The following is a 13,865-nucleotide window of genomic DNA, read 5'->3' on the forward strand; positions in this document are numbered from 1 at the left end:
CCGGGATTAGTATTTGAACTCTCCGAATTCACTCTTGATAATCAACTCTTTCTTATCGCTCTCTTCGATACGTCCTACAATCTGTGCATCAATATTGAAGCTTTTGCTGATGGCGATCACTTCTTCCGCATATTCGGGAGAAAGATATACCTCAAGACGGTGTCCCATATTGAATACCTTGTACATTTCGCTCCAGTCCGTATCGCTTTGTTCCTTGATAGTCCTGAACAGCGGCGGAACAGGGAAAAGGTTGTCTTTGATAACGCGGCAATTGTCGCCTACAAAGTGCAGAACTTTGGTTTGAGCGCCGCCGGAGCAGTGTACCATACCGTGAATTTCGGGACGGAGCGCGTCGAGTAATTTCTTAACTACCGGTGCGTACGTACGGGTGGGAGAGAGTACCAGTTTGCCGGCATCCAACGGACTGCCTTCCACGTTGTCTGTCAGCTTCAGCTTTCCGCTGTAAACCAGTTCATCGGGTACGGCTTTGTCGTAGCTTTCCGGATATTTCTCTGCCAGGTATTTGGAGAATACATCGTGGCGGGCACTAGTGAGCCCGTTGCTGCCCATACCGCCGTTATACTCTTTCTCATAAGTGGCTTGTCCGCAAGAGGACAGACCTACAATCACATCTCCCGGACGGATATTGGCATTGTCGATGACATCCGAACGTTTCATGCGGCAAGTTACCGTAGAGTCTACGATAATGGTGCGTACCAGATCGCCGACGTCGGCAGTCTCACCGCCGGTAGCATATACGCCCACACCCATTTCGCGGAGTTCGGCAAGCAGTTCGTCCGTTCCGTTGATGATGGCGGAAATCACTTCCCCCGGGATAAGCAGCTTATTGCGTCCGATAGTACTTGATACCAGGATATTGTCTACTGCACCTACGCAAAGCAGGTCGTCGATATTCATTATCAGCGCATCCTGCGCGATGCCTTTCCAAACGGAGAGATCGCCTGTTTCTTTCCAGTACATGTATGCCAGACTGGATTTGGTTCCTGCGCCGTCGGCGTGCATGATATTACAGTACTCGGGATCACCGCCCAGAATATCAGGGATGATTTTGCAGAAAGCCTGCGGGAAGATACCTTTGTCGATGTTTTTGATGGCGTTGTGCACATCTTCTTTAGACGCGCTGACGCCTCTCATCATATATCGTTGATTACTCATGAGATAATAAGTTTGTTCAATTGAGCGCAAAAGTAGTGATTATTTCGCTTATAGCCTTAGCTTTGTATAAAAAATATAAAGTGTTAAAACTCTACTATAGGAGCTTGGTCACTACCTTCGGCCGCTTCAAAATAAGCGCGTTTCTCAAAGCCGAAAAGACCGGCAAGGATGTTTTTCGGGAAACGGCGAATGGCTGTATTAAAGTTTTTCGCCGCATTGTTGAAGTTGGTACGTGCTACGTTGATGCGGTTTTCCGTGCCTTCCAGCTGGGCTTGCAGTTCCAGAAAGTTTTGGTTGGCTTTCAGGTCGGGATAATTTTCGGTAATGGCAAGCAGCTTGCCGAGAGCGGAAGTGACCGCACCCTGAGCTTTTTGATATTCAGCCAGCTTTTCCGGTGTCAGGTCATTGGCGTCTACGGTCATTTGGGTAGCTTTGCTGCGGGCCTCTACTACACTTTCCAGTGTTTCTTTCTCGTGAGAGGCATATCCTTTGACTGTATTTACAAGATTCGGAATCAGGTCGGCACGACGTTGATATTGTGTTTCGACGTTCGACCATTGTCCGCTGACATTTTCGTCCATAGTGACAAGTCCGTTATAACCGGTAACACCCCAAATGGCGAGAAGGGCTATAACAACAATGATGATAATGGTTGATTTCTTCATACTTCTTTTTTTATTATTAATGATATAATCTCAATTCTTTTATTACAAAAGGACATTCAGCCGTACCGGTCAGAACCGTGAACCGGCTCCGCCGCCACCGCCCATACCTCCGCCGAAACTGCCGCCGCTAAAACCGCCGCCACCCCCGAAACTGCCTCTTCCGAAGCCACCGCCGAAAATGACAGGACCACCGCCACCGCCGCCCCGGTAATTCTCATCGTAGGATTGCTGACGGCGTACTACCTTATGTCCGCAGTTACGGCATGTATAAGTGACATCTTCCGTCCGTACTCCGTTATGGCGTGAAACGAGTACGCTATTACTCCGTTGCAGCTTATGCTGACCGCATTGCGGGCATTTGCTTGCGGCACGTGTCTTCAATATTCCCGCCGCGATGGCGATGGCAAAGAAACCGACAACAGCCAGAATCAATCCTATCGGGGAGTCACCTCCATCCTCATCCGAATCGTTTACCATACTGCCGTCAAGGCGGGTGCATACGGCACGTACGCCTGCCACCATACCCGCATCCCAGTTGCCGTCTTTCAGGTAAGGAATCATGTCTCGTGTTTGAATACGTTTGCAGATGGCATCGGGCAGGTCTCCTTCCAAACCGTATCCGGTATAAAACTGGATGCAGCGTTGGTCGGTTACCAACAGGATAACCAGTCCGTTATTTTTGCCTTGCTTGCCCACACCCCATTCGTTGAGCAATCGGTGCGAGAAGTCAAAACAGTCCTCGTTGCCGATGGAAGGTACGACGGCTACCACGGTTTCAATACCGGTTTGCTGCTCCAATGCATAAAGCATACGGTCTATTTCATCGCATGCCGAAGCGGAGAGTATGCCGGCAGGGTTGCAAACGTAACGTGTCTTGTCCTGAAGATGTACTTTAGGAATGTTTTGGGTAGTGTAAATTTCTTGTGCCTGCAAGGAAACGAGCACGCACAAGAAAAGTGCTATGGAGATAAATCGTTTCATACTATTGTATTTGTAGGGGCGAAGATAGGAAAAATCACATCAATGGATGTATTTCCCTACAAATTTCTTTACGCGCTCCGTATATTCCTGCGGATAATCCCTGTAAGACATGGCGTGTGTCGCCCCAGGTACAATCCACAACTCTTTCGGTTCGCTCTTGGCCTCGTACAAGGGATAGACCATCCAAGTGGGCACGTATGTATCCGCATCTCCATGTATGAATAACATGGGAAGGCTGCATTTCCTGACTTGCTCCAGTGAAGAGGCTTCCCGGAAGTTCCAGCCGTATTTGGCGTTGCACAGCCATCCGGTAGTGTACATCAGCGGAAATTCGGGCAACCCGAACATGTCCTTCAATTGGAAGGAGAATTCGTCCCATACACTGGTGTAGCCGCAATCTTCCACAAAGCATCTTACAAAAGGCCGTTGCGGTTCTCCGGATACCATCATGGTAGTGGCAGCTCCCATAGAGATGCCGTGCACTACCATTTGAGTATTGTTTCCGAAGATACTGTCGGCTATATTCATCCAATTCAGTACATCCAGCCTGTCTTTCCACCCCATTTGTATGGCGGGGCCTTCACTCAGGCCGTTGTCCTGTAAGTCAGGAAGGAATATGTTGTAGTTCAAATCTTTATTATAAAGGTACCCTATCATCAGCATGCGGATGGCGTTGTCGGTATAACCGTGCACAATGACTGCCGTTTTATCGGTAGGTTGGGCGGCCGCGGCAAAAATAGCGTGCAGTTGCCGTCCTTCCGGATTGATGATAAAGGTGTCACGCAGGGCACCTGCGGTTTGCAGACTATCCAGCCATGGCGTGATGAAGGGATATGTACGACGCATATATTCGTACGAGCCGGGTATATCCTTACCTTTGTTCTCTTTGGGCGTCAGCGAGTAACCGAGCATATAATAACTTCCACCGGCGATGGCGGCGACTATTACCGCCAATAATCCTATCAGACTGTATTTAATCTTTTTTTTCATGTTACCTATTCCAAATCTCCCATGCGGCAAAGGCTTGCAGCAGCAACATCTCGAGTCCGTTTTTGGTGACGGCCCCTTGGGCTTTGCCTTTCTTCATGAAGAGTGTTTCATTTGGATTATATAACAAATCGTAGAGCAAATGGTTGGGTGTAAGTTGTTCGTACGGTATGTTCGGGCAAAAATCCACTTTGGGGAACATGCCGACGGGGGTACAGTTGACGATGACCGTATATTCAGCCATTATTTCCGGAGTCAGTTCCTCATAGGTAAGGAATTTGTCGTCCTTTTTGGTACGTGATACGAAAGTACTTTCTATCCCTAAGCTTTCCAGACCGCGATATACTGCTTTGGATGCACCGCCTGTACCCAGAATCAACGCTTTCTTGTGATAGGGTTGCAACAATGGCTCGATGGATTGCGTAAATCCGATAATGTCCGAGTTACAGCCTATCAGTTTGACTTTGCCTTTGGGGAGACGGACAATCTTGATAACGTTGACCGCACCTATTTTAGCAGTATCCTTATCCAGCTCGTCGAGGTAGGGGATAACTTGTTCTTTGTAAGGGATGGTTACATTCAGTCCGCAGAGATTGGGATTTTCCTCAATCACTTCCATGAAGTCCTCGATGCGGGGAATCTCAAAGTTTACATACTCTGCGTCAATGTTCTCGGCTTTGAATTTCTCATTGAAGTAGCCGATGGAGAACGAATGTTTCAGCGGGTAGCCGATTAGACCGTATTTCTGCATATCCAAGTGTGTTAAAGGGGGAATTAAGTGACTATTTCTTAGCAATGTATAAGGTACATATTCCGAAAGTCAATCGTTTGAAGCGTACCTCGCTGAATCCTGCCTTACGGATTACCCCTTGCATAATTTCACCTTGCGGAAAGGCACGGATGCTTTGGGGCAGATAGGTATAAGCGCTGTTGTCTTTCGAGATGCATTTGCCGAGTAGAGGTATGACGACTTTGGAGTAGACGGTAAAGAGTTGCTTCATCGGGAAGCGGTCCGGAGTGGAAAGTTCCAGTATCACGAGATGTCCGCCGGGCACGAGTACACGGCACATTTCGGACAGTCCTTTATCCAGTCCGTCGAAGTTGCGGATACCGAACGCTACGGTCACGGCATCAAAACTTTCATCGGCAAATGAGAGAGAGGTGCAATCCTCCCGGGCGAAGGAAATCTTGTCCGAGAGTTGCGCCTGTTTTACTTTTTCGCGTCCCACATTCATCATGCCTTCGGATATGTCGGTTCCTATCAGCGTATCGGGCTGCAGTTCGCGGCAGGCAAGTATGGCGAAATCACCGGTTCCGGTCGCTACATCCATGATACGCCGGGGGTTGAAAGGGCGGAGCGCATTAATCGCTTTCTTACGCCAACTGCGGTCTATGCCCATCGACAGGGTATGATTCAGCTTGTCGTAAGCGGGCGCGATGTTGTCGAACATTTCCTCGACCTGTTCGCTCTTCTTGCCATCATTACCGTAAGGCTTGATGTGTTCTTGCGGGTAAGCCATGTTTTTAATGAAGAATTAAGAATTTATGGATGAATAAGTAAGGATGAAGAATGAAGAACATGGCTGCGCATTATAGTACTATAATGCTGCATAGCAATTCTTCATTCTTCACTCCTCATTCTTCATTTCTTTAAGTATTCCGTTACATTCTTTTCGATACGTTCGGCGATATTGCTTGTATCTTCTTTGACGAACTTTTCACCGGTGATGTGTTCGTACAACTCGATGTAGCGTTCGCTGATGGAAGTTACGATTTCGTCTGTCATCTCCGGAACCTGTTGTCCTTCTTTGCCCTGGAAGCCGTTATCCATCAACCATTCGCGTACGAATTCCTTTGAAAGCTGCTTTTGCGGCTCGCCTTTGGCAAAGCGTTCTTCGTAACCTTCGGAGTAGAAATAGCGGCTGGAGTCAGGAGTATGGATTTCGTCCATCAGATAGATGGTGCCGTTGTGCTTACCGAATTCGTATTTGGTATCGACAAGAATCAAACCGCGCTCTGCGGCGATTTCCGTTCCGCGTTTGAAGAGTGCCATTGTGTACTTCTCCAACACCGCGTATTCTTCGGGAGTGGCAAGACCTTTGGCAAGAATTTCTTCTTTGGAGATGTCGGCGTCATGCTCGCCTATTTCAGCTTTTGTAGTCGGGGTGATGATAGGTTCGGGGAACTTCTGGTTCTCTTTCATGCCTTCGGGCAGCTTCACACCGCAGATTTCGCGGACACCGCTCTTGTAGGCACGCCATGCGCTGCCGCAGAGATAGCCGCGTACAATCATTTCAACCGGGAAACCTTCGCACATTACACCCACTGTCACCATAGGGTCGGGAGTAGCCATCTTCCAGTTGGGACAGATGTCGGTAGTGGCATCGAGGAACTTGGCTGCAATCTGGTTCAGCATTTGTCCCTTGAAAGGAATACCTTTCGGCAATACTACGTCGAAGGCTGAAATACGGTCGGTGGCGACCATAACTAACTTTTCACCGTTGATGTTGTACACATCACGCACTTTTCCGTGATAGACGCTCTTCTGTCCGGGAAAGTTGAAATCTGTTGCTGTTAATGCTTTCATTTTTGTGATATTTATAAGTTGAATATTTTCTGTTTATGCAGGGAGCTATTGTTCTGCTTTTTCTGCTTTCCGTTTCTCCCGTTCCGCTTTCGCTTCTTTGTCAAACTTCTCGTAGGCTTCCACAATCTGAGTAACCAGTTTGTGGCGTACAATATCTTTCTTGTTCAGTTCGATGAAACTGATACCTTTCACGCCTTTCAGGATGCGGAGCGCTTGCACCAATCCGGAAGTTTGCGATTGGGGAAGGTCTATCTGCGTCATGTCTCCCGTGACAATCATTTTGGTATTCATGCCCATGCGGGTAAGGAACATCTTTATCTGTTGGGTGGTAGTGTTCTGCGCTTCGTCCAGAATCACTACGGCGTCGTTCAGCGTACGTCCGCGCATGAAAGCGAGGGGAGCGATCTGGATGATGTTCAGCTCCATGTATTCTTTCAGTTTGGCGGCAGGTATCATATCCTGCAATGCGTCGTAAAGCGGTTGCAGGTAGGGGTCTATCTTATCCTTCATGTCGCCGGGCAGGAATCCGAGCTTCTCGCCGGCCTCTACGGCGGGGCGGCTGAGGATTATTTTCTTGATTTCCTTGTTTTTCAGCGCACGTACGGCAAGGGCGATAGCCGTATAGGTTTTGCCCGAACCGGCCGGGCCGATGGCAAACACCATGTCGTTCTTGGCGAAAGCCTCGACCAGCTTCAACTGGTTTTCGCTGCGCGGTATGATGGGCTTTCCCGTTACGCTGAACACGATGACGTTGCCGGACTTTTCCGCTTGCGGGGCGTTTCCTTTGATAATATCAATGATAACTTCCTCTTTCAGAGAATTATATTCGGCGCAATACTTTTCAAGCTTGGTGATGTTTTCTTCAAACGCGCACATCTCCTCTTCGTCTCCCAAGACTTTGATGACATTGCCGCGGGCAACGATACGGAGTTTGGGATACAAAGCTTTTATCAATTGCATATTGGCGTTGTTTACGCCGTAAAAGATTACCGGATCGATATCCTCAAGAACAATCAGTTTTTCTATCATTGATATGTTTTAAAGTTCAATTCTTTTTTTCAAGTGAAACGTTTTGCAAATGTAGTGAAACGTTTGAATACTTGGAGAGTTCTGTATGTTATTTTTTTGTACCGGGCTTGATAGTGACATCGTTTCCGAAGTTGCCACTTAGTCAAAGTAGTGCACCGTTCCACCGTCGGAAGCGGCATATTTCCGCAGGAGCTCCTGTATCATTCCGGCAGCTTCCGCCAGTCCGTCGCATCCGCTGTAACCGTTTACAATGGCGAGTATATGACGGGTTTCCAGTCCCATTTTGGTACGTTCGTTGTCGCTGGTGGGAGTGCCTATGCCGCCTGTCAGGTCACGGTATACGGGAAGTCCTTCGATATTCAGCGTTCCGCGTCCGATGCCCTCGAAAGGTTCTTCCGCACGCCCGACGCCGAGTTCAAGGTTATTTCCTTGTATCTTGTCTGCGTCAAAACCGCCTATGGAGTATCCGGTACGAAGGGAGACAAGGTTGATGAGGTCTACCAGCGTGTCAATCCGATACAACTCCAATCCCCGCATAAGACGGCGGCGTAATGCTTCGGCCGAGGGGCGGTAGCGGCTCGGGTCTTTTCCGCAACGTTTGTAGACTTCACGGGTGGCGGCAATGGCGGGTTGCTGTTTAATGTCGTCGGGCTGTGTGGTAGTAGTCAGCTCTTTTGTAAAGGCGTTTATCTCGTCCCAAAGCCCTTGGCTGAAAGCGCTATTGGTAACCTCTGCGTATACGGCTGCGCCTTTAAAGACAGGGCAGGCTTTCTTAATTTCTTCTGATACGGTAATGTTATACATGGCTAATCATTAATCATTAATCATTGATTTATCATTATTCCCGACAGTATGCGTCCCGACTTGATGCCCAGCCGTCGTGCCGAGAAGAAATCCTCATGCTGTTCGTAAGTACAGATACCCGCGTTCTCTATCTGCCGGGGCGGTACTCCGAAATCGGAGAGTTGAAGACGGTTGGCTGCCCATAAATCAATATGGTGTTTGTGCGTTTCGGGCTTCCATACGGATATGTATTCCATTGGAAAACTCTCAGTACGGAAAGCCTCGTATACTTCATCGCCCACCTCGAAAGATGCGAGGGAGATGCCCGGACCTATACAGGCTATGATGTCTTTTCCTTCCGTGCCGTAAGCAGACTGCATCCGGTGGAGCGTTTTCGCAAGAATGCGATTTACCGTACCCCGCCAGCCGGCATGAACTGCGGCGACAACGCGATGCTGCTTATCATATAATAATATGGGAATGCAATCGGCGGTAGAGATACAGATACAGTAACCGGGCATGTCGGTAATAAGCGCATCGATACCTTGCAGCATGGAGTGCCGTTCACTGCATGTCGCATGCTGATAGGTTTCGTCGATGACGAGTGAGTCGGTACTATGAGTTTGAAAAGGAATAATGAGTTCTTGCGGGTATGCAGGCAATGCGGCACGCAACGCTTCCTGATTTTTGCGTACGCACTCCGTATCGTCTCCGGTGTAAGGGGTGCAGTTGAAAGAAGCATAGTTGCCGACGCTGCATCCGCCATGCCGGGTGGTTACAAAACAAGAAATGTCGGGATACGGGGCAAGCGCCTCATATCCCAACATTCTTTTATCTTCTGTAAGAGAAATCATTTTTTGTCATCCTCCCAGTCCTCTTCTTCGTATTCAAAATCTTCGAGGTCTTCAATATCCTCGTCGTCGATATATTCGTAGCCGAGGTCTTCGTCCTCACCTTCATCTTTCAGTTCTTCTTTCAGATGGCTCATGTCTTTGGCACGATGGGCTATGCTTTCAATCTTACCTTCTATCTTGTTGCTTTCCTTATTCAGCTCTTCCCACAGAATATCTTTCAGGACTGAGATACCCAGGCCGGATATGGCTGAAATGAATACGTGCGGGATGCTTTCGGGCAGCGTAGGCTCTATTTCATCCATCAGTTCCTGATCCAGCATATCACATTTTGTAATGGCAAGCACACGTTGCTTGTCCAGCATTTCGGGGTTGAAGGTACGCAATTCGTTCAACAGGATTTCATATTCCTTACGGATGTCGTCACTGTCGGCCGGAATCATGAACAGCAGCAGCGAGTTGCGTTCGATGTGGCGCAGGAAGCGAAGTCCCAAACCTTTGCCTGCACTTGCGCCTTCGATAATGCCGGGGATATCCGCCATCACGAATGACTTGCCGTCGCGATAAGACACAATCCCCAAGTTGGGTTCCAGTGTGGTAAAGGGATAATTGGCGATTTTCGGCTTTGCCGAAGATACGGCCGAGAGCAGTGTCGACTTTCCTGCATTGGGAAAACCTACCAAACCTACATCCGCCAGCAGCTTCAACTCCATGATAACCGTCATTTCCTGCATCGGTTCGCCCGGCTGTGCGAAACGGGGAGCCTGACGGGTAGCGGTCTTGAAGTGCCAGTTGCCCAATCCGCCGCGTCCGCCTTTCAGCAGAACGACTTCCTGGCCATGCTCGGTTACATCGCAAATGTATTCACCGGTTTCGGCATTGTACACTACCGTTCCACAGGGCACTTCGATTACCTTGTCCTCTCCGTCCTTGCCGAAACTGCGGTTCTTGGAACCCGATTCTCCGTGCCCGGCCATGATGTGGCGGTCGTAGCGCAGATGCAGCAATGTCCAGTAGTTGCGGTTGCCGCGAAGAATTACGTGGCCGCCTCGTCCTCCGTCACCACCGTCGGGGCCTCCATTAGGAATGTATTTTTCACGCCGCATGTGCGTGGAGCCTCGGCCGCCTTTACCGGAACGGCAATAGATTTTTACGTAGTCAACAAAATTCGATTCAGCCATATTCTTGTTTTCTTTTTAGGTTTCTTTATTGTTACCATCGGGATAACAGGCGCAAAATTAGTGATTTCAGGCGATATGCTCAAATTTGGGTTGTGATTTGTTTGGTTGGATGGACTGATAACGTTATTTTTGTTCATCGATTGATTTACATCCTGATATAATAATCTTAATGAGTGAACTGAGAACGATTCCCAATGTAGGCGCCTGCACCGAACAGGACTTGATACTGATGGGGTATCCCACTATCGCCTCGTTGCGTGGCAAGAGCGCCGAAGAACTTTATGCCGGGGAGTGCCGGTTGCGCGGTTGCACTCTTGACCGCTGCCAGTTGTACCTTTATCGTGCAGTGGAATACTTTGTAAATACCGAGCATCCCGACCCGATGAAGTGTAAATGGTGGTTCTGGAAAGATGACTTTGTCGAGCCTTCTCCCTGCGGTGCAGTTTGTGTGGAGTGTGCTTCTTTCCCGTTGGAGTGCGGAGGATGCAGGAAAATAAAAGGAAAAGTATTCTGGTTACGGTATACGGGTGATGATGTCTGCCGCATTTATGACTGCTGCCGTACCAGGAGGAAAAAGAATTGCGGTGATTGTCCGGACTTGCCTTGCAGGTATTTTGTGAAAGACCCCACTGTCTCGGACGAACAGAACGAAGCGAATCTATGTAAAATGGTGGAACGGCTGACCGCTGATGCAGGAAACAATATAAATTACGCGAACCGCACGGATAAATAATCATCTAAATAATCATCCGTAGCGGTTCGCGTAATTTGCGTTGAATGTATCTGCTTTTGATATCAAATATTATTTCGCAGCGTCAATCGCTTTGCAAACATCTGCCGTAATAGTTTCCAGTTCGCCGATACCTTTGATGTGCGCATACAGCTTTTCGTTCTTGTACCAGTCAATCAGCGGAGCTGTTTGCGAATGATATACGGTAAGACGTTTCTTGATGGTCTCTTCGTTGTCATCGGCACGGCCTGATTCCTGTCCGCGTTTGATGAGGCGCTTCATCAGTTCATCTTCGGGCACGTCGAGGTCCAGCATGATGTTTACGCTCTGTCCGCGTTCGGCCAGCATTTTCTTCAATGCTTCCGCCTGTGCGATGGTACGGGGAAAACCGTCGAAGATAACACCCTTGCTCTCTTTGAAGCTGTCCAGCGTGCTTGCCAGGATGTCGATAATCAGTTCGTCCGGCAACAGTTGTCCCTGGTCGATGTAGCCTTTAGCTGTTTTGCCCAGTTCGGTACCGTTTTTGATTTCTGCACGGAGCACGTCTCCCGTAGAAATGTGGTTGATGCCGTACTTCTCTACAATTCTCTCGCTTTGTGTTCCCTTTCCTGAACCGGGAGCACCGAAAATTACAATGTTCAACATTTGTTTAGCTATTATTTTATGATTTACAATTTAATACCTTCTTCCAATACCTTTTCTCCGGTTCAGTCCACTACCGTATAAATGTCGGGATAGTTGCGTCCGAATCCGTCATAGTCCAGACCATAGCCCACGATAAAGTCGTTGGGGATGTTCATGGCTACGTATTCGATGTTCAGGTCTACTTTCAACTTATCGGGTTTCACCAGCAGCGAGGCGATATGGATGTCCTTAGGACCGCGTGTGCCGAGGGTGTCCAGCAAGCGTTGCATGGTGAGGCCTGTGTCTACGATGTCTTCGACGATAACGATTGTACGGCCGGAAATATCCTCGTTAATGCCGATAACTTCTTTGATAACTCCCGTAGAAGATACCCCTTGGTAAGAGGCGAGTTTCACGAAAGAAATTTCGCAAGGGATGGTGATGCGCTTCATCAGGTCGGAGGTAAACATGAACGAGCCGTTCAGCACACTCAGAAAAAGCGGATTCTTACCGGCCAGGTCGCGGTTGATTTCGTTCGCTACACGGGTTACTTCTTTCAATATGTCCTGTTCCTTGATGGAAACGGTGAACATCTTGTCTTTTATTTGTATGGTATCCATAAATAGGAGTTTTTAGAAAGTTGGCGCAAAAATAGTGATTTTATTCCACTCCGTGCATCATCTTCTGTAATTTCTTTGAAAGCAGGAAGAGGATAAGCGATGCGGTGGCGGACATCACAACGAATACCATGAAGAAGTCATACATCGTTTCGATGCGGTAGCCCAGCAATGTTTTCACTTTTCCGGCTTCGGGATAAAGGCCGCTCAGCGTACCCGCAAACTTGTTGGCCGTGGCGGTAGAGAGATACCATATGCCCATCATCAGCGAGGCAAAGCGGATAGGAGTGAGTTTGTTCACCATGGACAGGCCGATGGGGGAAAGCGCAATTTCACCCATTGTATGGATAAAGTAAAGTCCCGTCAGCCAGATGAGGCTTACCTTGACCCCGGGCCGCACGTCCTTTACGGCGAAACAGATGACGAGATAGCCCAAAGACAGGAGTAATAAGCCGATAGCCTGCTTGGTAGGAGAGGCGGGTTCCATTCCCCGTTTGTTGAGGAATCCCCATACTCCCGGCATGAGGGCTGCCAGTATCACGACAAAGAAAGGATTGAATGATTGTATCCAGGAAGCCGGCATTTCCCAGCCGAGGATAACGCGGTCGGTCTGCTCGGAAGCGAAGAGCGTCAGTGAGGCGCCTGCCTGTTCGTAGGCCGCCCAGAAGAAGATGACGAAGAAAGCGATGATATAGATTACGAAAATACGGTCGCGTTCAATCTTCGTAAGCGAGCCTTCCAGCAGGATGCTGACGGGAAAGACGATGCAAGCGGTGAAAATACCGATGCTGATCCAATCGTTGCCGAAACACCGGTAGAAGAAGGCGGCAAGCGCTATCGCCAATACTCCCAGAAGGAGATAATTACGTTTCTTCTTGTGGCTGTCTATGGCGGATTGAGCGGCTGTTTTCGTCACTTGCGGCTGTTCCTTTTTAGCGTCGGGAATGATGCCGAGCTGTTTGCCGTCGGGCCCGATAAGGTATTTGTTCTTTTGTGTCTCGAAAAGTATGACTGTAAACACGGTGACAATCGCGGCAATCAGGAAGCCCCATCTGAAGTCGTGCGGATTACCGGTTTCGCCGAAATAGCCGCAAACCAGCGGCGCAAGGAAGGAGCCGACGTTAACGCCCATATAGAATATGGTGTAAGCGGAGTCCAACCGTCTGTCTCCCGGTTCGTACAGTTGTCCCACGAGGGAAGATACTGTCGGCTTGAAGCATCCGTTGCCCAGTATAAGGAAAGTAAGGCCGCCATACATCAACCAGTGCGACAGTTGACCGGTATCCAGCATGGAAGCGCTGAAGAACATCAGGAACTGTCCTACGGCCATCATCATGGCTCCCCAGAAAACAGAACGACGGATACCCCAGTATTTGTCGGCAATGTACCCGCCGATGAGCGGGGTGAGGTAAACCAGCCCGGTGTAGCTGCCGTAAATGGAAGCGGCGTGCTCCTTGTCGAACAGCAGCGCTTGCGTTAAGAACAGAATGAAGATGGCCCGCATGCCATAGTAGCTGAAACGTTCTGCGGTGCTGGTGGCGAAGATAAGATAAAGTCCTTTAGGGTGTTTGGATGTACTCATTGGTTATGTGTTTATTGTCTTTGTTTCTTTGTATGTTTCAGGCTGCAAAAGTAGTTATTATTTTTTGTACCT

General features: G+C 48.8%; 15 protein-coding genes. 1 reads left to right on the forward strand and 14 read right to left on the reverse strand.

The window, feature by feature from the left end:
- Positions 1 to 6: 6 nt before the first annotated feature.
- The 11 genes from I2F54_RS03495 to obgE all read right to left on the reverse strand — a co-directional run bounded on the left by I2F54_RS03495 (position 7) and on the right by obgE (position 10,240).
- The gene (locus I2F54_RS03495; protein WP_118466645.1) at positions 7 to 1,176 is read right to left on the reverse strand and encodes an AIR synthase-related protein; all 1,170 of its coding nucleotides are present in this window, start codon (positions 1,174 to 1,176) and stop codon (positions 7 to 9) included.
- An 83-nt stretch (positions 1,177 to 1,259) separates the two neighbouring features.
- Positions 1,260 to 1,841, reverse strand: coding sequence for a LemA family protein (locus I2F54_RS03500; RefSeq protein ID WP_195500533.1), 582 nt, complete (start codon positions 1,839 to 1,841; stop codon positions 1,260 to 1,262).
- A 69-nt stretch (positions 1,842 to 1,910) separates the two neighbouring features.
- Positions 1,911 to 2,822 carry a TPM domain-containing protein gene (locus I2F54_RS03505; RefSeq protein ID WP_087412948.1) on the reverse strand — a complete coding sequence of 304 codons (912 nt, stop codon included), beginning with the start codon at positions 2,820 to 2,822 and terminating at the stop codon, positions 1,911 to 1,913.
- A gap of 39 nt (positions 2,823 to 2,861) precedes the next feature.
- The gene (locus I2F54_RS03510; RefSeq protein WP_009122650.1) at positions 2,862 to 3,812 is read right to left on the reverse strand and encodes an alpha/beta hydrolase; all 951 of its coding nucleotides are present in this window, start codon (positions 3,810 to 3,812) and stop codon (positions 2,862 to 2,864) included.
- Position 3,813: 1 nt separating this feature from the next.
- Positions 3,814 to 4,560 carry a shikimate dehydrogenase family protein gene (locus tag I2F54_RS03515; RefSeq protein WP_195500534.1) on the reverse strand — a complete coding sequence of 249 codons (747 nt, stop codon included), beginning with the start codon at positions 4,558 to 4,560 and terminating at the stop codon, positions 3,814 to 3,816.
- A 31-nt stretch (positions 4,561 to 4,591) separates the two neighbouring features.
- On the reverse strand, positions 4,592 to 5,329 hold the full coding sequence (ubiE, locus tag I2F54_RS03520) for a bifunctional demethylmenaquinone methyltransferase/2-methoxy-6-polyprenyl-1,4-benzoquinol methylase UbiE (protein ID WP_009122648.1): 738 nt from the start codon (positions 5,327 to 5,329) through the stop codon (positions 4,592 to 4,594).
- 122 nt (positions 5,330 to 5,451) lie between these two features.
- On the reverse strand, positions 5,452 to 6,396 hold the full coding sequence (locus tag I2F54_RS03525) for a phosphoribosylaminoimidazolesuccinocarboxamide synthase (RefSeq protein WP_009122647.1): 945 nt from the start codon (positions 6,394 to 6,396) through the stop codon (positions 5,452 to 5,454).
- Positions 6,397 to 6,441: 45 nt separating this feature from the next.
- Positions 6,442 to 7,425, reverse strand: a complete 984-nt coding sequence (locus I2F54_RS03530; RefSeq protein ID WP_022219855.1) for a PhoH family protein — start codon at positions 7,423 to 7,425, stop codon at positions 6,442 to 6,444.
- 138 nt (positions 7,426 to 7,563) lie between these two features.
- Positions 7,564 to 8,229 (reverse strand): B3/B4 domain-containing protein, encoded by a 666-nt coding sequence (locus I2F54_RS03535; RefSeq protein ID WP_022219856.1) that lies wholly within the window; start codon positions 8,227 to 8,229, stop codon positions 7,564 to 7,566.
- Between the two features lie 20 nt (positions 8,230 to 8,249).
- A complete protein-coding gene (gene pgeF, locus I2F54_RS03540) occupies positions 8,250 to 9,062 on the reverse strand; it encodes a peptidoglycan editing factor PgeF (RefSeq protein WP_118046331.1) in 813 nt (270 codons plus the stop codon).
- A complete protein-coding gene (gene obgE / locus I2F54_RS03545; protein WP_118046330.1) occupies positions 9,059 to 10,240 on the reverse strand; it encodes a GTPase ObgE in 1,182 nt (393 codons plus the stop codon). Before obgE ends, pgeF begins: the two co-directional genes overlap by 4 nt.
- A gap of 169 nt (positions 10,241 to 10,409) precedes the next feature.
- Here obgE and I2F54_RS03550 point away from each other — a divergent pair, with 169 nt between their 5' ends.
- Entirely contained in the window at positions 10,410 to 10,973 is a 564-nt protein-coding gene (locus I2F54_RS03550) for a helix-hairpin-helix domain-containing protein (protein ID WP_022219859.1), read from the forward strand.
- 69 nt (positions 10,974 to 11,042) lie between these two features.
- Here the strand turns inward: I2F54_RS03550 and I2F54_RS03555 are convergent, their stop codons facing one another.
- The 3 genes from I2F54_RS03555 to I2F54_RS03565 all read right to left on the reverse strand — a co-directional run bounded on the left by I2F54_RS03555 (position 11,043) and on the right by I2F54_RS03565 (position 13,793).
- Positions 11,043 to 11,615, reverse strand: coding sequence for an adenylate kinase (locus I2F54_RS03555; RefSeq protein ID WP_009122640.1), 573 nt, complete (start codon positions 11,613 to 11,615; stop codon positions 11,043 to 11,045).
- 62 nt (positions 11,616 to 11,677) lie between these two features.
- Positions 11,678 to 12,214, reverse strand: coding sequence for a hypoxanthine phosphoribosyltransferase (gene hpt / locus I2F54_RS03560; protein ID WP_009122639.1), 537 nt, complete (start codon positions 12,212 to 12,214; stop codon positions 11,678 to 11,680).
- Positions 12,215 to 12,254: 40 nt separating this feature from the next.
- Positions 12,255 to 13,793 (reverse strand): peptide MFS transporter, encoded by a 1,539-nt coding sequence (locus tag I2F54_RS03565; protein WP_087412952.1) that lies wholly within the window; start codon positions 13,791 to 13,793, stop codon positions 12,255 to 12,257.
- Positions 13,794 to 13,865 lie beyond the last annotated feature (72 nt).

It is taken from the genome of Bacteroides clarus, from assembly GCF_015555825.1.
GTDB classification, from domain to species: Bacteria; Bacteroidota; Bacteroidia; order Bacteroidales; family Bacteroidaceae; genus Bacteroides; species Bacteroides clarus.

Bases quoted from the DNA above. Each gene is read 5' to 3' on its own strand.
- I2F54_RS03505 (WP_087412948.1), bottom strand. From the start codon at position 2,822: ATGAAACGATTTATCTCCATAGCACTTTTCTTGTGCGTGCTCGTTTCC.
- I2F54_RS03500 (WP_195500533.1), bottom strand. From the start codon at position 1,841: ATGAAGAAATCAACCATTATCATCATTGTTGTTATAGCCCTTCTCGCC.
- I2F54_RS03515 (WP_195500534.1), bottom strand. From the start codon at position 4,560: ATGCAGAAATACGGTCTAATCGGCTACCCGCTGAAACATTCGTTCTCC.
- obgE (WP_118046330.1), bottom strand. From the start codon at position 10,240: ATGGCTGAATCGAATTTTGTTGACTACGTAAAAATCTATTGCCGTTCC.
- pgeF (WP_118046331.1), bottom strand. From the start codon at position 9,062: ATGATTTCTCTTACAGAAGATAAAAGAATGTTGGGATATGAGGCGCTT.
- I2F54_RS03530 (WP_022219855.1), bottom strand. From the start codon at position 7,425: ATGATAGAAAAACTGATTGTTCTTGAGGATATCGATCCGGTAATCTTT.
- I2F54_RS03555 (WP_009122640.1), bottom strand. From the start codon at position 11,615: ATGTTGAACATTGTAATTTTCGGTGCTCCCGGTTCAGGAAAGGGAACA.
- I2F54_RS03510 (WP_009122650.1), bottom strand. From the start codon at position 3,812: ATGAAAAAAAAGATTAAATACAGTCTGATAGGATTATTGGCGGTAATA.
- I2F54_RS03550 (WP_022219859.1), top strand. From the start codon at position 10,410: ATGAGTGAACTGAGAACGATTCCCAATGTAGGCGCCTGCACCGAACAG.
- I2F54_RS03535 (WP_022219856.1), bottom strand. From the start codon at position 8,229: ATGTATAACATTACCGTATCAGAAGAAATTAAGAAAGCCTGCCCTGTC.
- I2F54_RS03525 (WP_009122647.1), bottom strand. From the start codon at position 6,396: ATGAAAGCATTAACAGCAACAGATTTCAACTTTCCCGGACAGAAGAGC.
- I2F54_RS03495 (WP_118466645.1), bottom strand. From the start codon at position 1,176: ATGAGTAATCAACGATATATGATGAGAGGCGTCAGCGCGTCTAAAGAA.
- ubiE (WP_009122648.1), bottom strand. From the start codon at position 5,329: ATGGCTTACCCGCAAGAACACATCAAGCCTTACGGTAATGATGGCAAG.
- I2F54_RS03565 (WP_087412952.1), bottom strand. From the start codon at position 13,793: ATGAGTACATCCAAACACCCTAAAGGACTTTATCTTATCTTCGCCACC.
- hpt (WP_009122639.1), bottom strand. From the start codon at position 12,214: ATGGATACCATACAAATAAAAGACAAGATGTTCACCGTTTCCATCAAG.